Consider the following 14189-nt stretch of genomic DNA (forward strand, 5'->3'; position numbering starts at 1 on the left):
CACTCAAATCCGAAACAAAAAAAAGCCCGACCAAAAGGTCGGGCTCTTTATAAGTGAAGCCGCTGGATTAGACCAGCTTCTCCAGCTCAGGTACGGCTTCGAACAGATCCGCCACCAGGCCGTAATCGGCCACCTGGAAGATCGGCGCTTCTTCGTCCTTGTTGATCGCAACGATCACTTTGGAGTCTTTCATACCGGCCAGGTGCTGGATCGCGCCGGAGATACCGACGGCGATGTACAGCTGTGGCGCAACAATCTTGCCGGTCTGACCGACCTGCATGTCGTTCGGTACGAAACCTGCGTCGACGGCGGCGCGCGAAGCACCCACCGCAGCGCCCAGCTTGTCGGCCAGAGCGTACAGGTGTTTGAAGTTGTCGCCGTTCTGCATGCCGCGGCCGCCGGAAACGACGATCTTGGCTGCGGTCAGCTCTGGACGATCGGATTTGGCCAGTTCTTCGCCAACGAAGCTCGAAGTGCCCGCGTCGTGTGCAGCGCCAACGGCTTCAACAGCAGCCGAACCACCTTCAGCAGCTACCGGATCGAAACCGGTAGCACGCACGGTGATCACTTTGATCGCAGCGGTGGACTGCACGGTAGCGATGGCGTTACCGGCGTAGATCGGACGCTTGAAGGTATCAGCGCTTTCAACCGAGATGATCTCGGAGATCTGGTCAACGTCGAGCTGCGCAGCAACGCGCGGCAGGATGTTTTTGCCGTTGGAGGTAGCGGCAGCCAGGATGTGGCTGTAACCAGCGCCAAGCTCAGCTACCAGTGGAGCAACGTTTTCCGGCAGCTGATGCGCGTAAGCGGCGTTATCAGCGTTGAGGACTTTGCTCACGCCTGCGATTTTCGCAGCGGCTTCAGCCACGGCGCCAGCGCCTTGGCCGGCAACCAGAACGTGGATGTCGCCGCCGATTTTGGCCGCAGCAGCCACGGTGTTCAGTGTGGCCGGGGCCAGCACTTTGTTGTCGTGTTCAGCAATAACCAAGATAGTCATTTAGATTACCTTCGCTTCGTTTTTCAGTTTCTCGACCAGTTCAGCCACCGACTTGACCTTGATACCTGCGCTGCGTGCAGCCGGCGCTTCGACTTTCAGGGTCTTGTTGGTGGAGGCGGTGGAAACGCCCAAAGCGTCCGGAGTCAGCACTTCGAGAGGCTTCTTCTTGGCTTTCATGATGTTTGGCAGGGACGCGTAGCGCGGCTCGTTCAAACGCAGGTCGGTGGTGACGATTGCCGGCAGTTTCAGCGAAACAGTCTGCGCGCCGCCGTCGATTTCGCGAGTCACGGCAACGCTGTCGCCGGAGACTTCGACTTTCGAGGCGAACGTGCCCTGACCGTAGCCGCTCAGTGCAGCGAGCATCTGGCCGGTCTGGTTGTTGTCGCTGTCGATGGCCTGTTTGCCAAGGATCACCAGTTGCGGCTGTTCCTTGTCGACCACAGCCTTGAGCAGCTTGGCCACGGCGAGCGAGGTCAGATCTTCAGCGGATTCGACGAGGATGGCACGGTCGGCACCCAGAGCCAGTGCGGTACGCAGCTGCTCCTGAGCGGTGGTCGGGCCGATGGAGACGACGACGATTTCAGTCGCAACACCTTTCTCTTTCAGGCGTACGGCTTCTTCCACTGCGATTTCGCAGAACGGGTTCATCGACATCTTGACGTTGGCGAGATCGACGCCGGAATTGTCCGCCTTGACGCGAACCTTGACGTTGTAATCCACAACGCGTTTGACAGCTACAAGAACCTTCATGGATTCCTCGTTACTCTCCGGTGAAAAGAAAGTCGCCTAGGCGAACCTGGCGGTTGATGCTCATCAGGCTAAAAGGGCACCTCTAAAAACGCCGACCGGGGTGCGAAGTGATTCCACGATGTGAAGGGGGTGCGACCGTTCGTCAGTGGTGACCGACAAGTCATTGATCCTCACGCTGTGTAAACTGCGCGCCAGACTGCGCTGCGCAGCACTCTCGACCACCTGTGCCCTGCCTTTAGACGTGCTCTTGAAACCGCCAGTCTGCCTACGACGAGCGCAAAACCGACCGTATCTTGACCGGAACGCCTATTCCGGTCAATACAGCAAAATGACCATTCATAAGCCGCGCTTCTTTGATTTCTCTGGGCTGGAGCCGATTCAAACAAACGTTTGTATTGGACGCTCGGAGTGGTGTAGATATAATGCGCCGCCTAGAGAGAAAGGTCTGTTCTCCAATATTCCCCTTGACGTTAACGTAAAGGAATAGCGGATGCGACATCAAACCTCCAAATTAGAAAAAAAACTGTTGAGCCTTGAGTAGGAGATAGCCTGTGGAACGCGAATACATGGAATTCGACGTGGTCATCGTCGGTGCCGGCCCCGCTGGCCTGTCCGCCGCCTGCCGTCTGAAGCAGAAGGCCGCCGAAGCCGGTAAGGAAATCAGCGTCTGCGTGGTCGAAAAAGGCTCCGAAGTCGGCGCACACATCCTCTCCGGTGCCGTGTTCGAACCACGCGCTCTGAACGAGTTGTTCCCGGACTGGAAAGAACTCGGCGCGCCGCTGAACACTCCGGTCACCCGCGACGATATTTTTGTCCTGAAAAACGCCGAAAGCGCGCAGAAAATTCCTGACTTCTTTGTGCCCAAGACCATGCACAACGAAGGCAACTACATTATTTCCCTCGGCAACCTGTGCCGCTGGCTCGCCCAGCAGGCCGAGAACCTCGGCGTAGAAATCTACCCGGGCTTCGCCGCTCAGGAAGCACTGATCGACGAGCAAGGCGTGGTGCGCGGGATCATCACCGGTGATCTGGGCGTCGACCGCGAAGGCAATCCGAAAGAAGGCCTGTACACCCCGGGCATGGAACTGCGTGGCAAATACACGCTGTTCGCCGAAGGTTGCCGTGGCCACATCGGCAAGCAGCTGATCAAGCGCTACAACCTCGACAGCGATGCCGACGCTCAGCACTACGGCATCGGCCTGAAAGAAATCTGGGAGATCGACCCGGCCAAACACCAGCCAGGCCTGGTGGTGCACACCGCCGGTTGGCCGCTGGACATCATGGGCACCGAGAACACCGGCGGTTCGTTCCTCTATCACCTGGAAAACAACCAAGTGGTGGTTGGTCTGATCGTCGATCTTTCCTACAGCAACACCTACCTGTCGCCGTTCGACGAGTTCCAGCGCCTCAAGCATCACCCGGTGCTGGCGCAGTATCTGGAAGGCGGCAAGCGCATCAGCTACGGCGCCCGCGCGATCTGCAAAGGTGGCCTGAACTCGCTGCCGAAAATGGTCTTCAAGGGCGGCGCGCTGATCGGTTGCGACCTCGGCACCCTGAACTTCGCCAAGATCAAAGGTAGCCACACTGCGATGAAGTCCGGCATGCTCGCCGCCGAATCGGTGGCTGACGCGCTGTTCGCGGAAAAGGACGGCACTGAAGAGCTGACCACTTACGTCGACGCGTTCAAGAAGAGCTGGCTCTACGACGAACTGTTCGCCAGCCGTAACTTCGGCCCGGCGATCCACAAATTCGGCGCCATCGTTGGCGGCGGTTTCAACTGGCTCGATCAAAACATCTTCGGCGGCAAACTGCCGTTCACCCTGCACGACACCAAGCCGGATTACGCTTGCCTCAAGCTCGCGGCCGACTGCAAGAAGATCGATTATCCGAAGCCGGACGGTAAACTCAGCTTCGACAAGCTCAGCTCGGTGTTCATCTCCGGTACCAACCATGAAGAAGAACAACCTTGCCACTTGAAGCTGACCGACCCGAGCATCCCGATCAGCAAGAACCTGCCGCTGTACGACGAACCGGCACAGCGCTACTGCCCGGCCGGTGTGTACGAAGTGATCACCAAGGAAGACGGCGAGAAGCGCTTCCAGATCAACGCCCAGAACTGCGTGCACTGCAAGACCTGTGACATCAAGGACCCTGCGCAGAACATCACCTGGGTCACGCCGGAAGGCGCTGGTGGCCCGACTTATCCGAACATGTAAGTCGACCCGCTGAACATCAAGGCTCCCGATTTGGGGGCCTTTTTGTTGCCCAAAATTTAGTGCATCGCATCACCCCCTGTGGGAGCTGGCTTGCCAGCGATGGCGGTGGATCAGGCGACATCTATGTTGAATGTGCCGGCCTCACCGCTGGCAAGCCAGCTCCCACAGGGATTGTGTCAATCCTCAGGCAGCGCGCTCATCACCCGGGCTGCGCTCAAAGTAGCGCTTGTACTCACGGCTGAACTGCGACGTACTCTGATACCCCACCCGATGCGCCACCTGCGCCACACCCAGCCCTTCGGCGACCAACAACGTCTGCGCCTTCAACAAACGCAAGCGCTTCAAATACTGCACCGGCGACAACAACGTGCTGCGTTTGAAGTGCTCATGAAAGGTCGACACGCTCATGTTCGCGCAACCGGCCAGGGTCTCGACATTCAGTGGCTCGGTGTAATGCGCATGCAGATGGCTGATCGACGCCGCCACCCGCGCGAACTGCCCCTGCTGCTCGACCAGCGCGCGCAATACATCGGCCTGCGGCCCGCGCAATGCAACGAACAACAACTCCCGCACCCGCGCCGGCCCGAGAATCTGGCATTCCAGCGGATCGTGCAGGCAACTGAGCAAGCGCTCGACGCAGCCGCGCATGCCATCGTCGAGCACCACCGAGGTCATCGACTCCGGCGTCTGCGCCGGGATATGCCGGCCCGGCGCCAGCCCCATGGCCAGCACCAGTTCACCGAGCAACACCCGATCAATCGCCACCGACACCCCGAGCAACGGCGCATCCGGCAAGGCAAACGTCTCACACTCGAACGGCACCGGCAGCGCCTGAATAAGGTAATGCCCAGCGCCATACTCCATGGTGCGCGGCCCGAGAAACGCCAGTTTGCTGCCCTGGGCGATGATCATCAGGCTCGGCTCGTAAATGTGCGGGCCACGGGCGACATCGCAACTGGCGCGCAACACTTGCACACCGGGCAACCCGGTAGGCGAGTAACCGTCGCGCAGCGCCAGCGGTTCGATCAGCGAAACCAGGCGCGCATTGGCATCAAGATGACGGGTCAATTGCATCGAATTGTTCTTCACAAAAAATCACGAAAACAGGGGGATGAAAACATCATGGCAGATCCTTTTGCCAATGCGACCGATCAAACCCGTATGCCGGAGGATTAGGCATGAGACCCGGAGGAATCGTCATGGCCGACCGGTCAGTCGACGCCCAAAATGCGCCGCCTCACTTGTTCCTGCTTTTGCGAGGTTTCACATGTACACCGCCATCGGCTATGCCGCCCAATCGGCCACCACCCCCCTCGCCCCGATGAAGTTCGAACGTCGCAGCCCGCGCGCCGACGACGTAGCGATCGAGATTCTCTACTGCGGCGTCTGCCACTCCGACATCCACCAGGCGCGCAACGAATGGGGCATCGCCGTTTACCCGTTGATGCCGGGCCACGAGATCGTCGGAAAAGTCACCGCGATCGGTGCGAATGTCACCCAACACAAAGTAGGCGATCTGGTCGGCGTTGGCTGCATGGTCGACTCTTGCCGTACCTGCGAAGCGTGCCAGTCGAACCTTGAGCAATATTGCCTCGAAGGCCCGACCATGACCTACGCCACCCCGGATCGGGTCGATGGCAGCAACACCATGGGCGGTTATTCGGACAGCATCGTCGTCAGTGAACACTTCGTCGTGCGCATTCCGGAAAAACTCGCATTGGCCAGCGCCGCGCCGATCCTCTGCGCCGGCATCACCACCTACTCGCCGCTCAAGCACTACGGCGTCAAGGCTGGCGACAAGGTCGGGATTCTCGGCATGGGCGGTCTGGGCCACATGGGCATCAAGTTCGCCAAGGCCATGGGCGCTGAGGTGACGCTATTCACCCGCTCGGCGAGCAAGGCAGAAGAAGGTCGTCGTCAGGGTGCCGATCACGTGATCGTTTCCACCGATGCCGAACAGATGAAAGCCGCTGCCGGTTACTTCGACTTCCTGCTCGATACCATTCCGGTGCAGCACGATCTCAACCCGTACCTCGACACCCTGCGCTTCGACGGCGTGCACATTCTGGTCGGTCTGATCGAGCCGATTGATCCACCGGTACACGCCGGCAAACTGGTGATGAGCCGTCGCGTATTGGCCGGCTCGTTGATCGGTGGCGTCGCTGAAACCCAGGAAGTGCTGGATTTCTGCGCCGAACACAACATCACCTGCGATATCGAAATGCTCGACATCCGCCAGATCAACGAGGCTTACGCGCGGATGATCGCCGGCGACGTGAAGTACCGTTTCGTGATCGACATGGCGACGCTCAAGGTTTAAATCTTTAGACCGAGTTCCGCCGAAAGCCGGGCTGTGACCCCTTTGATCAGGGGAATCAGCTCGGCCATTTTTTCCAGCGGCATGTATGGCACGGTGCTGGCGATACTGATCGCCGCCACGATGCCCTTGCTCGCATCGCGAATCGGCGCCGCCACGCAGCGGATCGACGGTTCGTTGTCCTCCAGATCGAAGGCGTAGCCGCCGGCGACGTACTCGGTCATGCGCTGCTCCAGCTGTTCCCAGGACTGCTGGGGATGCTGCGGCCAGAACTGACTTTTCCCACCCGCCGGCAGACTGATGTCGTACAGCCGTTGCCAATCTTTCGGCGAATCATCGAGCATCAACGCCTTACCGATCCCGGTGCGTGCCAGCGGCATGCGATGGCCGACCCGCGAACGCATTTCCGGGCCATTGCGCCCCGGATTCTTCAGCAGATACAGCACTTCATCGCCTTCACGAACCCCCAAGTGCACGGTGTCGCCGGTCAGCGCCGACAACTCGTCCAGATACGGCCCGGCCAAGGTCACCAGCGGCAACTCTTCGCGGGCCTGAAAACCCAGCTCGATCAGCTTCGGCCCGAGCAGATAACCGACTTGCGGCACCACACGCAGATAGCGCTCGTCGACCAGGCAACTGGCCAGACGATGGGTGGTGCTGCGCGTTGTGCCGATCAGCCGGGCAATCTCCTTTAGATCGCGGGCGCCGCTGGCCACCGCTTGCACCACACCGAGGCCGCGCAACAGCGTCTGCGTGCCGGTGGGCGCGGCGTCCTTGGTTTTTTCCGGAGCGTCTTCCTGCATATCCAGCCTTTTACCGTTGAGCGAGGGAACGGGCGGCATTATGGTCGCCCGACGCAGACCACTACAACTCGATACGCTCGACCTTGCCGACCAGCAACACGTAGGACAAGGCACCGATCAATGCGAGAACCGCGATGTAGGTGATCGCCGGCGCGAACGAATCGCCGCTGGCGAGGAAGCCGATGACGATCGGTGTGGCAATTGCCGACAGGTTGCCGATGAAGTTGAACACTCCTCCGGTCAGCCCGAGCAAACGTGCCGGTGCCAAGGTCGAGACCAGCGACCAGGTAATCGAGGCCAGACCGTTGCCGAAGAAAGCCAGCGCCAGGAAAGCAATCACCAGCGGCGTCGACTCGACGAAGTTGGCGCCGATGATCGAGGTGGAAATCAGCAGTCCACCAATGATCGGCAACTTGCGCGCAAAGCCGACGGTGTAGCCGCGACGAATCAGGAAGTCGGAAAAGAACCCCGAACACAACACGCCAACGAACGCGGCGAGAAACGGCAGCGACGCCAGCAGGCCTGACTTGATGAAGTCCATGCCGCGATACTTCACCAGATAAGTCGGGAACCACGTCAGGAAAAACCACAACGTTGAGTTCAGGCAGAACTGGCCGAGGTAGATGCCCCACAACTTGCGCTTGGTCAGAACGATGCCCAAATCGGTCCAGCTGAATTTGGCTTTGACCTTGGCCGACTCTTGCTGAATATCGACCAGACCACCGCCCTCGCGGATCAAGTCGATTTCCGCCTCGTTGGCACCTTTGAAATCCCGTGGCTCGCGATACACCGCGTACCAGATCGCCGCCCAGATAATGCCGACAGCGCCTGTTGCGACGAACACCATGTGCCAGCCGAATTCATGTTGCAGCCAGGCCAGCACCGGGGTCAGGAATGCCAGACCGACGAACTGCCCTGAGGTGTAAAAACCAATCGCCGTGGCGCGTTCACGCTCGGGGAACCACGTCGTGACCACGCGGCTGTTGATCGGATACGCCGGCGCTTCCAGCGCACCGACCGCCATGCGCAATACAAACAACGCGATGAAACTCGCAGCGAAACCGAGCATCACCGTAGCCACAGACCACAACAACAAAGCGACGCTGTAAAGAATGCGCGGCGGCACGCGATCGACCAGCCAGCCGCCGGGGATCTGCATGGCGGCGTAGGTCCAGCCGAACGCAGAGAAGATCAGGCCGACGTGAATCGGGTCGATGCCCAGCTCACTGGTCAGCGCCGGCGCAGCAATCGACAGGTTGCTGCGGTCGAGGTAGTTGATGACCACGGTGATAAACAGCAACACCATGATGAAAAAACGCTTACGGCTGGGCGTGACTAAAGACGCCTGCCCGGTGAGGGTTTGCGGTTGCATGGGGAGAGCCTCTTTTTATGTTTATTGAGGTCGGCCTGAGGCCTGATCGTTCCCACGCTCTGCGTGGGAATGCAGCCCGGGACGCTCTGCGTCCCAAAAGCGGACGCAGAACGTCCATTGAGGCATTCCCACGCAGAGCGTGGGGACGATCTCATCGGGTGTGTCAGGCAGTACTCACCACTCGGCAAAGCTGCCATCGGCATGACGCCAGATCGGGTTGCGCCAGCGGTGGCCGACCGCCGCGCGCTCGATCACGTATTCCTCGTTGATCTCGATACCCAGGCCCGGTCCGTTCGGAATCTTCACAAAACCTTTGTCGTAATCGAACACCCGCGGATCCTTCACGTAGTCGAGCAAGTCATTGCTCTCGTTGTAATGGATGCCCAGGCTCTGCTCCTGGATAAACGCGTTGTAACAAACCGCGTCCAGTTGCAAACACGCCGCCAGCGCAATCGGCCCCAGCGGGCAATGCAGCGCCAGCGCGACGTCGTAGGCTTCAGCCATGTTGGCGATCTTGCGGGTTTCGGTGATACCACCGGCGTGGGAAGCATCCGGCTGGATGATGTCGACGTAGCCTTCGCTCAACACGCGTTTAAAGTCCCAACGCGAGAACAGCCGCTCACCGAGAGCAATCGGCGTGCTGGTCAGCGGCGCCAGCTCTTTCAACGCTTCGTAGTTTTCGCTGAGCACCGGCTCTTCGATAAACATCAATTTGTACGGATCGAGTTCCTTCATCAGCACCTTGGCCATCGGCTTGTGCACCCGGCCATGGAAGTCGACGCCGATACCGACGTTCGGCCCGACCGCGTCACGCACGGCGGCAACGTTAGCCAGCGCCAGATCGACTTTCTCGAAGGTATCGAGGAATTGCAGTTCTTCGGTGCCGTTCATTTTCACCGCAGTAAAACCACGGCTCACCGCCTCTTTCGCCGCACGCGCGGTATCGGCTGGACGGTCACCACCGATCCATGAATACACACGAATCTTGTCGCGCACCTGACCACCGAGCAGATCACTCACCGACACCCCGAGGGCCTTGCCCTTGATGTCCCACAGTGCCTGATCGATACCGGCCAGTGCGCTCATGTGGATGGCGCCGCCACGGTAGAAACCGCCGCGATACAGCACGGTCCAGATGTCTTCGATGTTGCGTGGGTCTTTGCCGATCAGGTAGTCGGACAATTCTTCGACGGCAGCCGCAACGGTGTGGGCGCGGCCTTCGACCACAGGCTCGCCCCAACCGGTCACGCCCTCATCGGTTTCGACCTTGAGAAAGCACCAGCGCGGCGGGACGATGAAGGTGGTGAGTTTGGTGATTTTCATCTCTGCTCTCTTTTGTAAATGCAGCTCTTATTAGATGCAGCGCACGCAGCGCCAATAAAGTCTTAGCGAAGCGCCTTCCATGCAGCCACGTAGGCCTTGGCGTTCAACGCTACTTGCTCAGGCGTCATGCCCGGTTTGAACAGGCCGGAGCCGAGGCCGAAACCTTTCACGCCAGCGTCGATAAACGCCTGCATGTTGTCCGGCGTGATACCGCCGACCGGCGCCAGCACCGTCCCCGCCGGCAACACCGCAAGCCAGGCTTTGACGACCGCCGGGCCCATCTGCTCGGCCGGGAACAGCTTGAGAATGTCCGCGCCCTCCGCCAGCGCCGCGAACGCTTCGGTCGGTGTGGCAACGCCCGGCGACAGGAACAGCCCCGCCGCTTTTGCCGCGCGCAACACTTTGGCGTCGCTGTGCGGCATGACGATCACTTGCCCGCCGGCCTCTTTCACCAACTCGACCTGTTCCGGGGTCAACACTGTGCCGGCACCAATCAGGCAATCGGCGGGCAAGGTCGTGCGCAGGATGCGGATACTTTCGTACGGCGACGGGGAATTGAGCGGTACTTCGATGACGCGAAATCCGGCCGCATACAGGACTTCTCCGACAGCGGCAGCTTCCTGCGGGTGCAGGCCACGCAGAATCGCGATCAGACCGTTTTGCGCCAATGCTTGCTTGAGCATGTCAGGCCTCCAGTCAGGGTTAACGGGATGAGGAATCGATCAGTCCGGCGGCCAGCGCCAGTTGCCACAGGCCACGCTCGGTGGCCTGCTCGGCCAGCGTCACGTTGGCGAAACCGCAGGCATCGAGGGCACGGCTGTAGCGCGCGCAGAGTTGCGCGTTGCCGATGAGGATGATCGAAGGGAGATTCCGGTTGTTGCGACGGCGACGTTGAGCGCTGGCGAGCGCCGCCAGTTCATGGCCGATCATCAGGCCGGATAAATAATCGGCCTGCGCGGTCGGGCTGAGTTCGCCGGTCAGGCCCAGGGTACGGGCGCTGAACAAGGTCGACAGCACGCCGAGCTCGCCATCTGCAGACTGCGCAACCTGCACGCCACGGTCAAACGCCAGAGCATCGAATGTCGCACTGTGTTTTTGGGTGCGACCGAGAATGCTGTGTTCACTGAGCACGGCGAACACTTCACCGGTCATGAACGTATCGAAATGGGTGATGCAGCCATCGACCACGTCGACCCATTTCGAGTGACTGCCCGGCAGACCGATCAACAGATCGGCACCCGCCTCAATCGGCAGATTCTGCAGCACGCCAAGGACCTGGGTTTCTTCACCGCGCATCACATTCGGCAGACGCGATCGCTGAATCACGCCCGGCACGATATGCACAACGGTGCCGCGCAGGCTGACAACTGTTTGTAGGGAGTTTCCGAGATTGGCGACATTCGCCGGCGTCTCGCAGTAGGCCGCTTCACGCCAGCCCTGCGCACTGCCGACCATCCCGCAGGCGATCACCGGCAGATCCGGCTGCGCATCGAGCCAGTCGCCGCACGCTTCATCGAAGGCCAGTTCGAAACCATCGGCGCATTCGCGACCGTTGATGGCTCGCGGAGTCTTTGGCAGTTGCATGATCCCGGACGACAGCGCGCGCTGCTCCAGCACCACACCGCCCGCCGCGAGTTTGTAAGCACGTAATGAGGTCGTCCCCCAGTCGAGCGCGATCAATTGCGCCAGCATCGCTTCACCTGTTTTGTTTTTGGCAGTGAGTGCGACGGACTATAGACCTCTCAGGCGCTAAATCTCAATATGTAATTTTGCATCCCATATTTTGGGATGATCACGTCTACCCACTCTCCTCGAACAGATCCGTGATTCACCGTTATCAATATCACTACTGACGCTCTATCGCCTGAACGAAAACACTGGCAGGAATATTCATTGATTTTGAGTAATACGGACCGTAAGCGTAGGCAGCAGTCCTGAATTTACATGCCACGACCTGACGCGCGCTCAATACCATCAACAGTTGTTTTTTATTGAAGTACGTACTCAGCGTTCCACCGTCCGGTGTATGCACCGCAGAGACCTCAGCCGAATACACATATGGCCCCGCAGCAGATTCATTTAATACCGCGACGACCTCCCCTTCGAGATACCGGGTCAGGTCCTGTTTTGTTTCGAAGAAGCCACTCTCATCCATTGAACAGATCAAGGCATTGCCGACCTGATGTTGGCCGGCATTGATCTCGAAGAATCGCAACAGATCAGTCATTGAACTGAAGCGAACATCCAGAAGAGCACTGTGTCCAGACTTGGTAACAGAAACAAATTCAATTTCGGTCTCTGGTAATGGCACTCTTTTTGCGCACGAAGCACACAAACAAAGAACTAGAATTGCAAGCAACACTCGCATGTCAAGACTCCAGATATTTGATCATTTTTTCAGCGATGAGATCACATGCGGACTGTTCGCCAAGAATCCTCGCCTTGAACATTACGCCTGCATCTTCGTGGTTGGTGTCTACCGCTTTATTGATATCAGGACCCGAGCTCATGACCCAGCGTTCTCCCATCTCGGCGACATCATCGGACTGATTGGGTTTCGCCGGTGCAGCCAATATATTGATCCAGTACTCTGCACCAGGCTTCGGGGTGGTGGCGTAAATGTCTGAAATCAGCCAGACACCCAGTCCGCCGCCCACTGGATCAAGCGTGACCAAGGACTTCACCGTAAATCCCTGTTCTTTGAGTATGGCTGCCAGATGAGCGCCGTTCCATCCTCCCAGACTGTGACCGACGATACTTATATAAATTGATTTATCACCTTTCAGATAACTCAGCACATACTTTTCTATGTCTTTCTTGCCGCGCACATCCTTATAACTAAGGTACACCGACTTTATTTTTCCAATTTGCGCGTCGCTGAATTTTTTAGGCAATAAAACCTGCGCACTGGTTACGTTACCGTGAGGTGGTTGATCTTGATAATACGGTTCCTTGTCTCCAGCACCGCCGATGAAAAACACGACGATTTTTTTGATTTTGATTGCCACAGCTTTTACAGTCTGGTCGGTTTTGCAAGTCAACTCATGACTCACCACCTCGTTTTTGCAATCTTTGAGTGCAGGGTTTGCGACTTCCATTTCGATCACTCTACAAACAGTTTTATGGTTTCGGCCAAATGAGAGCTGACCATATGAGTAAAGCCCTGCTCATTGGTGATCCCATGTTCCATGCTGCCATCGCCCCGTTGAATCACATAGGGATGATCGGGCACGGGCTCGCCAGTTGCTTCATTAACCACTTGCAACCTGTCCGTAAAATGCACTGGCATCGGCAACAACCCGCTAAAAGCCGCCCCGCCGCCGCTCTGGCCAATAATCACCGTCCCCGAACCACCGACCACGACATTGCCGTGACCTCCAGTGCTATCGAGCGTGGCGGCATTCAGGCCGTTGATGAAAACCGTGCCGGAAACGGCCCCGGTAATCGGGCTGCCGCACGCCGATTTATCGGTCATGCGCGCAGCGGCGAGGCCGTCGAAGAAGACGTCGGGCGAGCCGGAAACAATCGGGTTGGTGCCATGCCCTGGCAATGGGCAGGCGGTCGGGTCGGTGACGCGTGCAGCGGGTTTACCACTCAATTCAAAGCTCCTTGCTTCAGAGGTTCCGGGTGCAGCTGATGAATATCGATGTCGGTCGCGGCGAAGCGCCAGCGGTTGTCGACGGGGTCGAACAGGGCGTGGCAATGCTCACGGCTGTCGGCTGATGCGGTGGTTTGCAGGTGCCGCCAGGCTTCGTCGGTTTGCCAGGCCAGTTCGGCCGGCGTCGCATCGTCGAGTTCGTTGAGCCAGGCGTTGTAGTTGCGCAGGTGATTACGCTCGTAAGTCGATTGCAGCAGTTCAGCCATTTGTGCGCCGAGGTCGAGATGATGCTGGGCCGTCCACTGGCCGATCTCGGAATAGACGTACCAGCCCATCGGCATCAACCCGCGGTCCTTGAGCAGCGAATGCCCGACAGGGGCGACGAAACCGCAACAGACGTGCAGCGTCAGCCAGCCTTGATGAGCGTCGATAAACGCCGTCGGATCGAAGGTGCGCAGCGGTATCACGCGGTAATCGGCGAGCCCGGCACTGCGGGTCATCAACTCGGCATCAAGGCGTGACACGAACGCACGAATGGCAGTGCCGCCCGTGCTGTTCGTCGTACAGAGAATATCGACCGGTTGACGCTGGGGGTTGTCGCTTGAGCCTGAGTTCTTCACCAGGCCATACAGACGCATTGACGCCCGTAGTCCGCTCATCGCCGGTCACTCGTTGACGCAGCGAAGGCTCCACCGGCGTGGAGAAATTGTGCCAGAGGCATTGCAGGTGTCGTCCGTGAGTGCGCAAAAATGGCGCGTAGAATGCCGGACTAGAGCGGTACCGACAAACGAATTAACACTGAATCGCCATCAT

General features: G+C 58.7%; 14 protein-coding genes. 2 read left to right on the plus strand and 12 right to left on the minus strand.

What is annotated here, in order from left to right:
* Positions 1 to 67: 67 nt before the first annotated feature.
* Complete coding sequence (locus AC3IUF_RS21595; protein WP_007908340.1) at positions 68 to 997, minus strand: electron transfer flavoprotein subunit alpha/FixB family protein; 930 nt, start codon at positions 995 to 997, stop codon at positions 68 to 70.
* Complete coding sequence (locus tag AC3IUF_RS21600; protein WP_007908338.1) at positions 998 to 1747, minus strand: electron transfer flavoprotein subunit beta/FixA family protein; 750 nt, start codon at positions 1745 to 1747, stop codon at positions 998 to 1000.
* A 551-nt stretch (positions 1748 to 2298) separates the two neighbouring features.
* Between AC3IUF_RS21600 and AC3IUF_RS21605 the strand changes: the two genes are divergently transcribed.
* Positions 2299 to 3963, plus strand: a complete 1665-nt coding sequence (locus tag AC3IUF_RS21605) for an electron transfer flavoprotein-ubiquinone oxidoreductase (protein WP_007908336.1) — start codon at positions 2299 to 2301, stop codon at positions 3961 to 3963.
* 183 nt (positions 3964 to 4146) lie between these two features.
* Here AC3IUF_RS21605 and AC3IUF_RS21610 read toward each other — a convergent pair whose 3' ends face one another.
* Positions 4147 to 5037 carry an AraC family transcriptional regulator gene (locus tag AC3IUF_RS21610; protein WP_123595172.1) on the minus strand — a complete coding sequence of 297 codons (891 nt, stop codon included), beginning with the start codon at positions 5035 to 5037 and terminating at the stop codon, positions 4147 to 4149.
* A gap of 193 nt (positions 5038 to 5230) precedes the next feature.
* Here AC3IUF_RS21610 and AC3IUF_RS21615 point away from each other — a divergent pair, with 193 nt between their 5' ends.
* On the plus strand, positions 5231 to 6283 hold the full coding sequence (locus tag AC3IUF_RS21615; protein WP_007908332.1) for an NAD(P)-dependent alcohol dehydrogenase: 1053 nt from the start codon (positions 5231 to 5233) through the stop codon (positions 6281 to 6283).
* Here AC3IUF_RS21615 and AC3IUF_RS21620 read toward each other — a convergent pair.
* From AC3IUF_RS21620 to AC3IUF_RS21660, 9 genes are all read right to left on the minus strand, one after another.
* Positions 6280 to 7083 carry an IclR family transcriptional regulator gene (locus tag AC3IUF_RS21620; RefSeq protein ID WP_489281690.1) on the minus strand — a complete coding sequence of 268 codons (804 nt, stop codon included), beginning with the start codon at positions 7081 to 7083 and terminating at the stop codon, positions 6280 to 6282. The two genes, AC3IUF_RS21615 and AC3IUF_RS21620, sit on opposite strands and share 4 nt — an antisense overlap.
* Before the next feature lie 61 nt (positions 7084 to 7144).
* Positions 7145 to 8455, minus strand: coding sequence for an MFS transporter (locus tag AC3IUF_RS21625; RefSeq protein ID WP_322844389.1), 1311 nt, complete (start codon positions 8453 to 8455; stop codon positions 7145 to 7147).
* A 174-nt stretch (positions 8456 to 8629) separates the two neighbouring features.
* Positions 8630 to 9778: a galactonate dehydratase gene (gene dgoD / locus AC3IUF_RS21630; RefSeq protein ID WP_008085519.1), complete on the minus strand. Its 1149-nt coding sequence runs from the start codon at positions 9776 to 9778 to the stop codon at positions 8630 to 8632.
* 62 nt (positions 9779 to 9840) lie between these two features.
* The gene (locus tag AC3IUF_RS21635; protein WP_489279269.1) at positions 9841 to 10461 is read right to left on the minus strand and encodes a 2-dehydro-3-deoxy-6-phosphogalactonate aldolase; all 621 of its coding nucleotides are present in this window, start codon (positions 10459 to 10461) and stop codon (positions 9841 to 9843) included.
* Between the two features lie 19 nt (positions 10462 to 10480).
* Complete coding sequence (locus AC3IUF_RS21640; protein ID WP_007908323.1) at positions 10481 to 11470, minus strand: 2-dehydro-3-deoxygalactonokinase; 990 nt, start codon at positions 11468 to 11470, stop codon at positions 10481 to 10483.
* A gap of 154 nt (positions 11471 to 11624) precedes the next feature.
* Positions 11625 to 12146 carry a hypothetical protein gene (locus tag AC3IUF_RS21645; RefSeq protein WP_007908321.1) on the minus strand — a complete coding sequence of 174 codons (522 nt, stop codon included), beginning with the start codon at positions 12144 to 12146 and terminating at the stop codon, positions 11625 to 11627.
* 1 nt (position 12147) lies between these two features.
* Positions 12148 to 12876, minus strand: a complete 729-nt coding sequence (locus AC3IUF_RS21650; protein WP_007908319.1) for an alpha/beta hydrolase family protein — start codon at positions 12874 to 12876, stop codon at positions 12148 to 12150.
* 5 nt (positions 12877 to 12881) lie between these two features.
* Positions 12882 to 13376, minus strand: coding sequence for a PAAR domain-containing protein (locus tag AC3IUF_RS21655; protein ID WP_007908317.1), 495 nt, complete (start codon positions 13374 to 13376; stop codon positions 12882 to 12884).
* On the minus strand, positions 13373 to 14035 hold the full coding sequence (locus tag AC3IUF_RS21660) for a hypothetical protein (RefSeq protein WP_489279272.1): 663 nt from the start codon (positions 14033 to 14035) through the stop codon (positions 13373 to 13375). The genes AC3IUF_RS21655 and AC3IUF_RS21660 overlap by 4 nt, the downstream gene beginning before the upstream one ends.
* Between the last annotated feature and the right edge of the window lie 154 nt (positions 14036 to 14189).

The organism is Pseudomonas sp. KH_040 (assembly GCF_057839305.1).

Bases quoted from the DNA above. Each gene is read 5' to 3' on its own strand.
- AC3IUF_RS21595 (WP_007908340.1), bottom strand. From the start codon at position 997: ATGACTATCTTGGTTATTGCTGAACACGACAACAAAGTGCTGGCCCCG.
- AC3IUF_RS21600 (WP_007908338.1), bottom strand. From the start codon at position 1,747: ATGAAGGTTCTTGTAGCTGTCAAACGCGTTGTGGATTACAACGTCAAG.
- AC3IUF_RS21610 (WP_123595172.1), bottom strand. From the start codon at position 5,037: ATGCAATTGACCCGTCATCTTGATGCCAATGCGCGCCTGGTTTCGCTG.
- AC3IUF_RS21615 (WP_007908332.1), top strand. From the start codon at position 5,231: ATGTACACCGCCATCGGCTATGCCGCCCAATCGGCCACCACCCCCCTC.
- AC3IUF_RS21620 (WP_489281690.1), bottom strand. From the start codon at position 7,083: ATGCAGGAAGACGCTCCGGAAAAAACCAAGGACGCCGCGCCCACCGGC.
- AC3IUF_RS21625 (WP_322844389.1), bottom strand. From the start codon at position 8,455: ATGCAACCGCAAACCCTCACCGGGCAGGCGTCTTTAGTCACGCCCAGC.
- dgoD (WP_008085519.1), bottom strand. From the start codon at position 9,778: ATGAAAATCACCAAACTCACCACCTTCATCGTCCCGCCGCGCTGGTGC.
- AC3IUF_RS21635 (WP_489279269.1), bottom strand. From the start codon at position 10,461: ATGCTCAAGCAAGCATTGGCGCAAAACGGTCTGATCGCGATTCTGCGT.
- AC3IUF_RS21640 (WP_007908323.1), bottom strand. From the start codon at position 11,470: ATGCTGGCGCAATTGATCGCGCTCGACTGGGGGACGACCTCATTACGT.
- AC3IUF_RS21645 (WP_007908321.1), bottom strand. From the start codon at position 12,146: ATGCGAGTGTTGCTTGCAATTCTAGTTCTTTGTTTGTGTGCTTCGTGC.
- AC3IUF_RS21650 (WP_007908319.1), bottom strand. From the start codon at position 12,876: ATGGAAGTCGCAAACCCTGCACTCAAAGATTGCAAAAACGAGGTGGTG.
- AC3IUF_RS21660 (WP_489279272.1), bottom strand. From the start codon at position 14,035: ATGAGCGGACTACGGGCGTCAATGCGTCTGTATGGCCTGGTGAAGAAC.